Source organism: Mesorhizobium sp. M0174 (assembly GCF_040322275.1).
Taxonomy (GTDB): Bacteria; Pseudomonadota; Alphaproteobacteria; order Rhizobiales; family Rhizobiaceae; genus Mesorhizobium.
On record NZ_JAMYTB010000005.1, the window covers coordinates 312,244 to 323,692 of the forward strand.

General features: G+C 61.6%; 12 protein-coding genes. 1 reads left to right on the forward strand and 11 read right to left on the reverse strand.

What is annotated here, in order from left to right:
- Window positions 1-79: 79 nt before the first annotated feature.
- From NKJ13_RS13725 to NKJ13_RS13765, 9 genes are all read right to left on the reverse strand, one after another.
- Entirely contained in the window at window positions 80-1,210 is a 1,131-nt protein-coding gene (locus NKJ13_RS13725; RefSeq protein ID WP_254816422.1) for a branched-chain amino acid ABC transporter substrate-binding protein, read from the reverse strand.
- A 138-nt stretch (window positions 1,211-1,348) separates the two neighbouring features.
- Window positions 1,349-1,696, reverse strand: coding sequence for a DUF6867 family protein (locus NKJ13_RS13730; protein WP_352737815.1), 348 nt, complete (start codon window positions 1,694-1,696; stop codon window positions 1,349-1,351).
- A gap of 18 nt (window positions 1,697-1,714) precedes the next feature.
- Entirely contained in the window at window positions 1,715-2,443 is a 729-nt protein-coding gene (locus NKJ13_RS13735; protein ID WP_352504920.1) for an ABC transporter ATP-binding protein, read from the reverse strand.
- Entirely contained in the window at window positions 2,443-3,594 is a 1,152-nt protein-coding gene (locus NKJ13_RS13740) for an ABC transporter ATP-binding protein (protein WP_352504919.1), read from the reverse strand. Before NKJ13_RS13740 ends, NKJ13_RS13735 begins: the two co-directional genes overlap by 1 nt.
- Complete coding sequence (gene livM / locus NKJ13_RS13745; protein WP_352737816.1) at window positions 3,594-5,222, reverse strand: high-affinity branched-chain amino acid ABC transporter permease LivM; 1,629 nt, start codon at window positions 5,220-5,222, stop codon at window positions 3,594-3,596. Before livM ends, NKJ13_RS13740 begins: the two co-directional genes overlap by 1 nt.
- Before the next feature lie 4 nt (window positions 5,223-5,226).
- The gene (locus tag NKJ13_RS13750; protein WP_254816418.1) at window positions 5,227-6,129 is read right to left on the reverse strand and encodes a branched-chain amino acid ABC transporter permease; all 903 of its coding nucleotides are present in this window, start codon (window positions 6,127-6,129) and stop codon (window positions 5,227-5,229) included.
- A 335-nt stretch (window positions 6,130-6,464) separates the two neighbouring features.
- Complete coding sequence (locus tag NKJ13_RS13755) at window positions 6,465-7,466, reverse strand: 4-hydroxyproline epimerase (protein WP_352701348.1); 1,002 nt, start codon at window positions 7,464-7,466, stop codon at window positions 6,465-6,467.
- 28 nt (window positions 7,467-7,494) lie between these two features.
- The gene (locus NKJ13_RS13760) at window positions 7,495-8,745 is read right to left on the reverse strand and encodes an NAD(P)/FAD-dependent oxidoreductase (RefSeq protein WP_352687137.1); all 1,251 of its coding nucleotides are present in this window, start codon (window positions 8,743-8,745) and stop codon (window positions 7,495-7,497) included.
- A gap of 48 nt (window positions 8,746-8,793) precedes the next feature.
- Window positions 8,794-9,687 carry a dihydrodipicolinate synthase family protein gene (locus NKJ13_RS13765; protein WP_352504915.1) on the reverse strand — a complete coding sequence of 298 codons (894 nt, stop codon included), beginning with the start codon at window positions 9,685-9,687 and terminating at the stop codon, window positions 8,794-8,796.
- Window positions 9,688-9,756: 69 nt separating this feature from the next.
- On the opposite strand from NKJ13_RS13765, the gene NKJ13_RS13770 reads away from it, so the two are divergent.
- Window positions 9,757-10,440 carry a GntR family transcriptional regulator gene (locus NKJ13_RS13770; RefSeq protein ID WP_352737817.1) on the forward strand — a complete coding sequence of 228 codons (684 nt, stop codon included), beginning with the start codon at window positions 9,757-9,759 and terminating at the stop codon, window positions 10,438-10,440.
- Window positions 10,441-10,453: 13 nt separating this feature from the next.
- Here the strand turns inward: NKJ13_RS13770 and NKJ13_RS13775 are convergent, their stop codons facing one another.
- Together NKJ13_RS13775 and NKJ13_RS13780 are read right to left on the reverse strand one after the other, a co-directional pair.
- Entirely contained in the window at window positions 10,454-10,768 is a 315-nt protein-coding gene (locus NKJ13_RS13775) for a hypothetical protein (protein WP_352687134.1), read from the reverse strand.
- 309 nt (window positions 10,769-11,077) lie between these two features.
- Window positions 11,078-11,374 (reverse strand): hypothetical protein, encoded by a 297-nt coding sequence (locus NKJ13_RS13780; RefSeq protein ID WP_352648973.1) that lies wholly within the window; start codon window positions 11,372-11,374, stop codon window positions 11,078-11,080.
- Between the last annotated feature and the right edge of the window lie 75 nt (window positions 11,375-11,449).

Consider the following 11,449-nt stretch of genomic DNA (forward strand, 5'->3'; position numbering starts at 1 on the left):
GTTCCGATCAGGCTTTCGGGAACTCTCATAAAAAATGCCCGGCGCGAGGCGCCGGGCATTCTCATGTAGCAACGTCCGGTTATTTGCCGGGTTCGTTCTCGACATAGGTGTACTTGCCGTCGTCACCCTTCTTCCAGGTGTACATGACGTAGTCCGGACGGGTGATATCGCCCTTTGCGTCGTAGCCGATCTCGCCGATCGCAGTCTTCCAGGGGCCGGCCGACTTGATGGTCTCGGCTACCTTCTGAGCGTCATCGGCTGAGCCGGTCTTGGTGATGGCGGCCGCGATGATTTCCATCGCTGCGTAGGAGTAGAGGGTATAGGCCTCAGGCTCGAAGCCGGCCGCACGGAACTTCTCGACGAGTTCCTTGGCGTTCGGATTCTTGCGCGGATCCGGAGCGAATGTCATCAGCGTGCCCTCGACGGCGTCGCCGGCGATCGAGGCCAATTCGTTCGAGACGATGCCGTCGCCGGACATGAAGGTTGCCTTGAGGCCCTGGTCGGCGAGCTGGCGTATGATCAGGCCGGCTTCGGTGTGCAGGCCGCCATAGTAGACGACCGAGACGCCCGCATCCTTCATCTTGGCGATGAGGGCCGAGAAATCCTTGTCGCCGACATTGATGCCTTCATACATGGCCTCAGTCACGCCGTTGGCTGCGAGCGCCTTCTTGGTTTCGTCGGCGAGGCCCTGGCCATAAGGCGTCTTGTCATGGATGACAGCGATCTTGGCATCCTTGAAGTTCGCCGCGAGATAGTCGCCAGCGACCTTGCCCTGCTGATCGTCGCGTCCGCAGGTGCGGAAGGTGTTCCACATGCCACGTTCGGTGAACTTCGGATTGGTCGCGGCCGGCGTGATCTCGAGGATGCCGTTCTCGGCGTAGACTTCCGACGCCGGGATCGAGACGCCGGAGTTGAAGTGGCCATCGACGTACTTGACGCCGTCGGCGACGAACTTGTTGGCGACCGAGATGCCTTGCTTGGGATCGGAGACGTCGTCGCCGACTTCAAGCTTGAGCTGCTGGCCAAGAACGCCGCCCGCCGCATTGATATCGGCGACTGCCTGTTCGGCGCCCTTCTGAAGCTGGGCACCGAACGCTGCGTTCGGACCGGTGATCGGACCGGCAACGCCGATCAGGATGTCAGCCCACGCGTTGCCGCTGAACGCGACAAGCGCGGTCAGGGCGACGGCGGACAAAAGTGACTTTTTCATTGAAACGCTCCCATTTACCGAGTGGGCGTGGATGTTGCTTTCATGCGATGCCCACCCTTGCTCGCAGAAAGAGTACTTTGCCGATTTTCAGGCACTTGTCACGCCGATTCATCCCTGAAACGCCGTTAATGATAAATGTCAACCTTTCGGTTTCCAGCTCAAAAGAGAGGCTCTTTCGTAAAGCCAATTATACTGCGTTACCATCTGGTTCGTGCGCGTGTATTGGTAGCCAATGAAGCCCAATATCATCAGCACGATGGTATCGACCACGTAGTAATGCAGCGAAAACATCGTTCCGCCGAACAGCGCATGATGGATGAATCTTACGCCGATGGCGAGCCCCAGCATATAGGCGAATAGCTGGGCGAAGCTGCGCCATGTCTGGGCACACGCCTTGCCCGTCATCCAGGCCGCCCAGCCGCCGAGCAGGCAGGTGACGAAAAAGAACTGCCAAATCGAGGGTTCCTCATAAAGAATGCCCTGCATGATGAAGACTCCTGAAACTCAGTGATGGCCGCCCTCGAGATAGGCGGCGCGCACTTCCGGATTGGCGAGCAGTTCCTTGCCGGTGCCGCTCATCGTCACATTGCCGTTGACCATAACATAGCCACGCGTGGCGAGCTTCAGTGCGCCGAAGGCGTTCTGCTCGACCAGGAACACGGTCAGTCCCTGCGTGCGGTTCAGCTCGCGAATGGCGTCGAATATCTGCTTGACGATCAGCGGCGCCAGGCCTAGCGACGGCTCATCCAGCAAGAGCAGCTTCGGCCTTGCCATCAGCGCGCGGCCGATCGATAGCATCTGCTGCTCGCCGCCCGAAAGCGTGCCGCCACGTTGGCTGACGCGTTCCTTGAGCCGCGGGAACAGCGTAAAGACCCTTTCGACATCCTCGTCGTAATGCTTGAGACCGTCGAGGCTGGCGCCCATCTGCAGGTTTTCCATCACCGTCATGCGCGGAAAGATGCGCCGGCCCTCCGGCGACTGCGCGATACGCATGCGTGCGATCTCGTGGGTTGGCATCTGGGTGATATCGGTGCCGGCGAAGGTGATGGTGCCGGCACGAGCGCGCGGAGCACCGAAGATAGTCATCATCAGTGTCGATTTGCCGGCGCCGTTGGCGCCGATCAGCGCCACGATCTCGCCCTGTTTGACGGTGACGTCGACGCCGTTCAGCGCCCTGATGTTGCCGTAGTAGGTCTGGACGCCCTTGATATCGAGCAGCGTTGTGCCGGCCATTATTTCCGCCCCCCACGCCGATTAGAGGTGCCGGGAGTTTTCGACTTCGCCGGAGCCTTGCCCGGCTTTGCCGTGGAAGATTTCGCGGCCGATTTGGCTTTGGCCGGCGATCCGGACTTTGCAGCAGCAGCGCTCGACCTTGCATCGATCTGCCCGGCCTTCGAAGCGCCCTTTGACACTGTGACGCGTTCGCCCTCGCTATGGCCGACGGTATCGGCCACCGGTCCGGCGAGATAGGAAGACGATGTGCCCGGTCCATGCGCGGCATCCGGACCGGTATCCAGTTGCTCGATGACGTCCTCGTCGCCGACTTCGGTCAGTACCGTCTCGACGTCCTCGTCTTCGACGCCGAGATAGGCGGCGATGACGCGCGGGTCGGTTCGCACCGATTGCGGGTTGCCGTCGGAGATCTTGCGCCCGTATTCGAGGACGACGACATGGTCTGAAATCTGCATGACCACCGCCATGTCGTGCTCGATCAAAAGGATCGAGGTGCCGGTGTTGTCCTTGATGTCCATCAGCAGCGCATTGAGCGCCGCCGATTCCTTCGGATTAAGGCCGGCGGCCGGCTCGTCGAGGCACAAAAGCTCAGGGCCGGTGCACATGGCGCGAGCAATTTCGAGCCGTCGCTGCGCGCCATATGGCAGATCGCCGGCAGGATCGTCGGCGCGGTCGACGAGATCGGCCTTCTCCAGCCAGTGCTCGGCGAGTTCAACCGATTCCGCCGAAGCCTGTCTGTATCCGCTATAACCGAACAGGCCGAGAACGGTATAGCCGGACGCCTTCATCAGCTTGTTGTGCTGGGCCACCAGCAGGTTCTCCAGCAGCGTCATGCCCGAGAACAGGCGGATGTTCTGGAAGGTGCGCGCCACTTTGGCCCGCGCCGGGATCTCATGGTTCGGCAGGCGTTCGAGCAGGAAGGTCGAGCCGTCGCGCCGGTTGAGCGTGATCATGCCTTCCGACGGCTTGTAGAAACCGGTGATGCAATTGAACACGGTGGTCTTTCCGGCGCCGTTGGGGCCGATCAGCGCGGTGATCTCGCCACGTTTGGCCTGGAATGACAAATCGCCGATGGCGATGAGACCGCCGAACTTCATCGACAGATGCTCGACCTGCAGGATGGCATCGTTCACGGAGGGGCTCGCGTTCATCAGCCGTGTCCCTCCTTGGTGAAGGACCCGGACACCGCCCTGCGCACCTTGAGGAAGGCTGTCGGCTCGCGGCTGCCGACGAAGCCACGCGGCTTCCACAGCATGACGATGACCATGGCCATGCCGAACAACAGCATGCGATAAAGCTCCGGCGTGAAGTCGGGGCCGAACCCGGGTATGACCTTGATGTTGCCCCAACTCAGGCCGGTCTTGAGGAAATCCAGTTCGCGCAGGATTTCGGTGCCGCCGATCATCACCATGGCGGCGACGGCAATGCCGACCAGCGAGCCCATGCCGCCAAGCACGACGATGGCAAGGATGATCGCCGATTCCAGGAAGACGAAGGATTCCGGGCTGACGAAGCCTTGCCGCGCGGCGAAGAACGAGCCGGCAAAGCCGCCGAACATCGCGCCCGTGGCAAAGGCCGTGAGCTTGGTGGTGGTGGTGTTGATGCCGAGCGAGCGGCAGGCGATCTCGTCCTCGCGCAGCGCTTCCCAGGCGCGGCCGACCGGCAGGCGCCTGAGCCTCACCGTGACGAAGGCGGTCAGCAGGCAGAGTCCAAGGATCAGGTAGTAGAGGAAGATCTTGTAGTAGGCACCGGACTGCGCGATGCCGAGCACCTTGGAGATGTAGTTCGGGTCGGAGACGTTGAACGACATCAGGCCGAAGAACGAGACCTTCGGGATGCCGGAAATCCCGGCCGAGCCGTTGGTCACTTCGCGCCAGTTGATAATCACCAGCCTTATGATCTCGCCGAAAGCGAGCGTCACGATCGCCAGATAGTCACCGCGCAGGCGCAACACAGGGAAGCCTAGCATCACGCCCCAGAACGCAGCCATCAGGCCGGCGGCGGGCAGTAGGATCCAGAAGGAAAGGCCGTAATGCGTGCCGAGCAACGCATAGGCATAGGCACCGACGGCGTAGAAGGCGACATAGCCTAGGTCCAGCAGGCCGGCCAAGCCAATAACGATATTCAACCCCCAGGCCAGCATCACGTAGATCAGGATCTGGATGCCGAAATTGTCGACATACTTCAGCGAACCCTGGAAACCGGCCGCCATGGACCCGGCATATAGCGCCAGCACCAACACCACGATAATCGGGTAGAGCGCCAGTGCGGTTATGCCCAATGCCGAGAAATGAGAATGAATGAAGGTCCGGAACCGATATATCAGCCAGGCTAGCGCATAGATGATTGCAAGTGCCCGCAGGAACCGCACAAAATCGGAAAGTTCCGGCCCTAAAGCCTCGGTCAGGAAGCCCCTGAGCGCGAGCAGAATAACGGCGACGGCGAGCGCCACGATGAACGCGGGAAGGCGGAAGAATCGCGAAGCCAGGCTGACCGGCAGCAGGCCGGTAGCGACGTCGACGATCTTCTGGTTCGCCAGGAAGGGCTGGCCATAGGCGACATAAAGGAAGCGTCCGGCCATGGTGGCGATCACGACGCCGGCGAGCAAGCCCCAGCGCTGCACCAGGATCAGTTCGTTGGAGATGTTCTGGTCGGTCTTCAGGCCGATGAACAGCACGAACAGGCCAAGCGAGATGGCGCCGGCATAGAGCGCTTCGCGAAAAGCGCGCTGGACCGGGGTGGCGACGACGGTGCTTTCCGGAGACACGGTAACCGCCATGATCTCAGACCTTTTCGACTTCTGGCCGGCCGAGAATGCCGGAAGGCAGGAAGATCAGCACGATCGCCAGGATGGAGAAGGCGGCGACGTCCTTGTAGTCGATCGAGAAATAAGCCGACCACATGCTTTCGATGAAGCCAATCATCAGGCCGCCGAGCACGGCGCCGGGCAGTGAGCCGATACCGCCGAGCACCGCGGCAGTAAACGCCTTCACACCCGGCGTAAAACCGTCGGAAAACACCACCACGCCGTAATACATCAGGAACAACGTGCCGGCGACGGCGGCGAGGGCGGCGCCCATGATGAAGGTGATCGAGATGGTGCGATCGACGTCGACGCCGAGCAGTGCGGCCATCTTGCGATCCTGCTCGCAGGCGCGCTGCGCCCGGCCGAGCGAGGTCTTGTTGACCAGGTACCAGAACACCGCGAGCAGGACTATGGTGACCAGGACGATGATGATCTGCTTCAGCGAGACGCTGATGCCTTCGATGTTGTAGACCGTGGACACCATTGGCGGGACCGGCTTGTTGCGCGGCCCTTGCGTCACCTGGACGAAATTGGACAGCGCAATCGACATGCCGATCGCAGTGATCAGCGGCGCCAGCCGGAATGAACCACGCAAAGGCCGGTAGGCCACCTTCTCGATCGTCCAATTATACAGGCTGGTCAGCAGCATCGCGACGATCATCATGATCAGCAGCGCAACGACGATCGGCAGCGAATAGAACAACGCACCGAGGATAAGGAAAACGATGAGTGCGGTGAAAGCGCCGATCATGAAAATGTCGCCATGGGCGAAATTGATCATGCCGATGATGCCGTAGACCATCGTATAGCCGATCGCTATCAGCCCATAGATCGATCCCAGCGTCAGCCCGTTGATAAGCTGCTGGACAAAATACTGCATGCTGTCGTGGCTCCCCTGGAATGTCGCCCATGCAGACGCATTCCTTTTCGTATTTTCCCTAGTCGTAAAGTTTCGAGCCCGGATTGCAACGTGATTTTTCGATCATTACGCGTGTTTTCGCCGCACGCCGTCCGATTGCCCGTTTTGTTCCCGTCCGCCCCCTGGACCATCGCGGACCCTACCATTGGCCTAACGCAATGTCTTTGACGATTCAATCGCTCTATGCGCCCCATGTCGAAGAAATCGCCGTCAAAATAAGTTGATGGGCGGGATCGTTGCGCCGTCAAAGGCAATCCGTTTGCGCTCTCTGTCTTTCCCTAACGTCAGCGTTTTCTCTATTTGACGACGAAGCCGTCTGCAAACGGGTCGCGGTCGTCGATGAAGATCGTGTTCAATCCAGTCATCCGCGCCCACCCGCCGATCGACGGAATGATTGCCGGCTTGCCGGCGACGGTGACCTCTTTCTCCACCCTGCCCTTGAACAGCGACCCGATGATCGATTCATGGACGAAGTCGTCGCCGACCCCAAGCTTGCCCTTGGCGTGAAGCTGCGCCATCCGCGCCGAGGTGCCGGTGCCGCAGGGCGAGCGGTCGATTGCCTTGTCGCCGTAGAAGACGGCGTTGCGGGCATCGGCTTGCGGGTTGGCCGGCGCGCCGGTCCACAATATGTGCGACAGCTTGTCGATGCCGGGATTCTCCGGGTGGACGAAGGAATATTTCTCGTTGAGCCGCTGCCGCACCACCGGGCTCCAGGCGATCAGCTCGCCGGCCGAATGGTCGGCCATGTCGCGATAGTTCTTTTGCGGTTCGACGATGGCGTAGAAATTGCCGCCGTAGGCGACATCGACGCTGACCTCGCCGAGCCCGGGGCATTCGACCGTCAGTCCCTCGGCATAGAGGAAGGAAGGCACATTGGTGATGCGCACCTCCTCGACATAATCGCCGACTTGGCTGTACTCGGCGACGACCACGCCCGCCGGCGTATCCAGCCTGAGCACGCCCGGCGTCTTCGGCTTGATCAATCCATTTTCGACGGCAAAGGTCACCGTGCCGATGGTGCCGTGGCCGCACATCGGCAGGCAGCCCGAGGTTTCGATGAACAGGATGGCGATGTCGCAATCCTCGCGCGTCGGTGGATAGAGGATCGAGCCGGACATCACGTCATGGCCGCGCGGCTCGAACATCAGGCCGGTGCGGATCCAGTCGTATTCGGCCAGGAAATGCGCTCGCCGCTCCATCATCGTCGAGCCGTTGAGCAGCGGTCCGCCGCCGGCAACCAGCCGCACCGGATTGCCGCAGGTGTGGCCGTCTATGCAGAAGAAGGAATGCTTGGCCATGCCGGCTCCCAACTGAATGTCTTCGATCTCAAAATCGTTGCGGGCTGAACGGACCGAGATCAAGCGATGGACTCTGCCCGAGAACGAGCTCGCGGATCAAGCGTCCGGTCGCCGCGGCCTGGGTCAGGCCGAGGTGACCATGGCCGAAACCGTACACCACCGACGGCGTTTTTTGCGATTGCCCGATCACCGGCAGCGAATCCGGCAGCGACGGCCGGAACCCTATCCATTCGCGCCCATTGGCCGGATCCAGTCCCGGCAGGAATTTCTGGGCCTTTTCGAGCAGCGCTTTCGAGCGCGCATAATTGGGCGGCCTCTCAAGGCCGCCGAGTTCGACCGCACCACCGACGCGCAGGCCCGTCTCGAGCGGCGTGATGACGAAGCCATGCCCGGAAAAGATCAATTGCCGCCTTACGTCGAAGGCAGTCTTCGGCAGCGTCGTGTTGTAGCCACGCTCGGTCTCCAGCGGGATTCTGTCGCCGAGATGTCTCGCCAACAGGTGCGACCAGGCCCCGGCAGCGATGACGAGATGCTTCGCCCGTCGCCTCGTGCCGTCGGCCATGGTCAGGATCGCGCCGTCCTGTCCTGCCTCGACACGCTCGATCCGGGCCCTTTCGAACCCGGCGCCCAACCTCTCGGCATAGGCCCATAACGCCTTTCCAAGCCGCTTGGGGTCGGCGACGGTTTTCCACCCCGGAACGAAAGTTCCCTTGACGAAGCGCGGCGACAGACCGGGCTGCAAGGCGGCGAGAGCGCTCCCCTCGACATGGCTGAAGCCGATGCCGAAGCGCTGCCTTGCCGCCCAGCCGGGCAGTGAGGCCTTGAACTCGGCTTCGCTTTCGTAGAGTTCGAGCGAGCCGTCCTCGTGCAGCATCGGCCGTGTGCCGGAACGGTCGAGCAAACCCATCCATTCCGCCTCGGCGAGCTTCATCATCCCGGCCTGTGCGGCAAGGCCGGCTTCATAGCGGTCGCTTCGGCCGGCGCGCCAGAAGCGGACCAGCCAGGGCAGCAGCTTCAGCAGATAGGCTGGTGGGATGCTGAGCGGGCCGAGCGGGTCGGCGAGCCATTTCGGCAGCTGCCTGATCATGCCCTTGTGGGCGAGCGGCAGCACGTCGGAGAAGGCAAAGGCGGCGGCATTGCCGGAACTGGTCTCCTCGCAGATCCCCGTCCGATCGAAGATCGTGACGTTTCGCCCCGCCTCGGCCAGAAATGCGGCAGCGCAGATGCCGATAATGCCGCCACCAATGATGGCGACATCGAGCGTAGCATTGTCATTCATTGGCATGCGCCGCGCTGCACATCTGCAAACACCCTCGAAGGCACTGGATCAGAATGCCGGCAGTTGCGGCCGCACGGCCAGCGCATCCCTGACGACCTTTTCGACTGCCTTGCGCCGCTCGCCCGACAATGGCTGGCGCGGCATGCGCACGCGGTCGTTGGTGTTGATCGCCAAAACTTCGGCGAGCTTGATGTTCTGCACCAGATAGGTCGAGACGTCGAGGTCGAGCAGCGGCCGGAACCAGCGGTAGATCTTCAACGCCTCCTCGCGGCGGCCCTGTCTCATCAGCTGGTAGATGGCGACGGTCTCGCGCGGGAACGCGGTGACCAAGCCCGCCACCCAGCCGATGGCGCCGACCGACAGCGCCTCAAAGGCGAGATTGTCGACGCCAGTGAACAGGTCGTAGCGGTCGCCGAGGCGGTTGATAATCTCGGTCGAGCGGCGGATGTCGTCCGAGGACTCTTTTATGGCGACGAAGCGCTGGTCCTTGGCCAACTCCTCCATCTGGTCGACGGTGACGTCGACGCGATAGGCAAGCCGGTTGGAGTAGATCATCACCGGCAGGTCGCCGGCCGCGGCGACGGCGCTGAGTGCCGCGACCGTCTCCTCGGCATTGGTATGGTAGATCGGGCTCGGCACCACCATCAAACCGTTGGCGCCTTCCTTGGCGGCGCGGCGTGCGATCGCCGCCGCCTCGCGTGTACCGGCCTCGTTGACCGTCAACAGCACCGGTTTTTTGCCGGCGATCTTCTGGGCGGTCTTCAGCACCGCGATCTTCTCGTCATGCGACAGCATCGGGCCTTCGCCGAGCGACCCGCAGACGATGATGCCGTCACAGCCGGCCTCCATCTGCAGCGCAAAGCAGCGCTCCATCTCGGCATGGTCGAGGCCGTCGTCCTCGGTGAATTTGGTCGTAACGGCGGGGAAGACTCCGGCCCACATATCGATCGCTCCATCTGATATATCAGTCGTATATTTCTTAAGAAGCCGACTGTCAACGTTGAATCTGATATGATATATCAACAATATGGAGAAGCCGCATTGGTATATGACAGGCCGGGCTCCGAGCCGGCAACTGCGAAGGCCTACCGCAGGCTCGAGCACATGATCGTAACTCTCGAGCTGGCGCCGGCGAGCTTCATCACCGAGGGGGCGCTGATCGACAGGCTCGGCCTCGGCCGCACCCCGGTTCGCGAAGCGATCCAGCGGCTGGCTTGGGAGGGGCTGCTCGAGGTCCGGCCGCGCGCCGGCATTGCCATTGCCCCGCTGCACCCCGGCGACTGGCTGCGTGTCCTCGACGCCCGCCGTGGCGTCGAGGTGGTGCTTGCCCGCTCGGCCGCTCGCTTCGTCACCCGCGAGGCCGCCGACCTGTTCCATGACGCTGCCCTTGCCATGCAAAAGGCGGTGATTTCGGAAAATGTGTTTTACTTCATCCAGGCCGACAAGGCGCTCGACGAGGCGCTGGCGCTGGCTGCCGACAACCCGTTCGCCGCGCGCCTGGCGGCGCCCTTGCAAACCCACAGCCGCCGTTTCTGGTTCCGCTACAAGGCCGATACCGGCTTGGCCGAATCCGCCGAGCATCATGTCGCGCTGATCCGCTCGATCCTAGCAGGCGACGAGGAGGCCGCGGCCAAGGACGCCAAGCGCCTGATGGCACTTTTGCGCGGCCATGCCGAGGCAGCTGCCACACGCTGAGCCTGTCATTTCGTCATGCGCCCTGGCCGGGCAGGGCCATCACGTTTTCCCAATTGTCGCCGGCCGCGACGATGCAGCTTCTGCCGGCGATATCGGTGACGACGATACTCCAGGTTCCGGTCTCGGCGACAAAGACTTCCATGACCGCCTCATGACCGATCAGCCCTAAAGCAAACTGCCTTTCCTGGAACTTCTCGCTCAAATGGGCGACGAGCTCGCCATGTTCAACGCAGTATTGATATTGCGCGCTTGCAGTGTTCGTACCCACCGCCAATGCGCCAGCAAGAACCAGGGTTTTCACCCATCCCAACAGTGCTTTGTGTGCCATAGGGCACCTCCTTTGCCATCACGTTCCGGCAAAGGAGGGGTTTGACAGCCTCACTTTGCCGGAGCGATCCAGGCCGGTTCCGACGTCATCATCATCGCGTCGTTCCTTTCTGTGTTCCGGTCTGCCATCGGTGGGAACGATTCTAGATGTTCCCATTATGTTCCCGATATATGGTATCGGCAACGGAAAAGCGCAAGCAGGCGCCCAAGCGGGCGCCTACAGATCCGTTTTACGGTTGTCGCCGAAAGAATGGGCCACCAGGCTGCGCGGCCATGCGAGGCCGCTGCTACGCGCGAGCGTGGAACCTCATCAGGTGCCTGGCAGCGCCGCTGTCGTCATCGCGCTCTCCCAGCCTTCGCCGACTGAAATCACGCAGCTTTGGCCTTTTGTGTCGCTGGCGAGGATGGTCCATGTGCCCTTGTCGGAAACGAAGACTTCAAGCACCACATTCGGATTGACGACGCCGACCGCGCTCGGGTTTTCATGAAACTTCTCGCCGAGCGCCTTCACCATATCGGCGCGTGCCGCACATTGCTCGGCAGCCATTGCCGGGACGGCGGAAAGGGCCATCGCAGCGCAAGCTGCAGTCGCCATGAGACGTGTCATCTGACACCTCCTTTGCGCCGGACGATATCCCCGGAGCCGTCACCAGCGCCGTTGGTTGATCTGCCAGCGTCTGCT

Coding starts and splice junctions, on each gene's coding strand:
- NKJ13_RS13750 (WP_254816418.1), bottom strand. CDS start 6,129: ATGCAGTATTTTGTCCAGCAGCTTATCAACGGGCTGACGCTGGGATCG.
- livM (WP_352737816.1), bottom strand. CDS start 5,222: ATGGCGGTTACCGTGTCTCCGGAAAGCACCGTCGTCGCCACCCCGGTC.
- NKJ13_RS13760 (WP_352687137.1), bottom strand. CDS start 8,745: ATGAATGACAATGCTACGCTCGATGTCGCCATCATTGGTGGCGGCATT.
- NKJ13_RS13725 (WP_254816422.1), bottom strand. CDS start 1,210: ATGAAAAAGTCACTTTTGTCCGCCGTCGCCCTGACCGCGCTTGTCGCG.
- NKJ13_RS13780 (WP_352648973.1), bottom strand. CDS start 11,374: ATGACACGTCTCATGGCGACTGCAGCTTGCGCTGCGATGGCCCTTTCC.
- NKJ13_RS13770 (WP_352737817.1), top strand. CDS start 9,757: ATGATATATCAACAATATGGAGAAGCCGCATTGGTATATGACAGGCCG.
- NKJ13_RS13740 (WP_352504919.1), bottom strand. CDS start 3,594: ATGAACGCGAGCCCCTCCGTGAACGATGCCATCCTGCAGGTCGAGCAT.
- NKJ13_RS13755 (WP_352701348.1), bottom strand. CDS start 7,466: ATGGCCAAGCATTCCTTCTTCTGCATAGACGGCCACACCTGCGGCAAT.
- NKJ13_RS13765 (WP_352504915.1), bottom strand. CDS start 9,687: ATGTGGGCCGGAGTCTTCCCCGCCGTTACGACCAAATTCACCGAGGAC.
- NKJ13_RS13730 (WP_352737815.1), bottom strand. CDS start 1,696: ATGCAGGGCATTCTTTATGAGGAACCCTCGATTTGGCAGTTCTTTTTC.
- NKJ13_RS13735 (WP_352504920.1), bottom strand. CDS start 2,443: ATGGCCGGCACAACGCTGCTCGATATCAAGGGCGTCCAGACCTACTAC.
- NKJ13_RS13775 (WP_352687134.1), bottom strand. CDS start 10,768: ATGGCACACAAAGCACTGTTGGGATGGGTGAAAACCCTGGTTCTTGCT.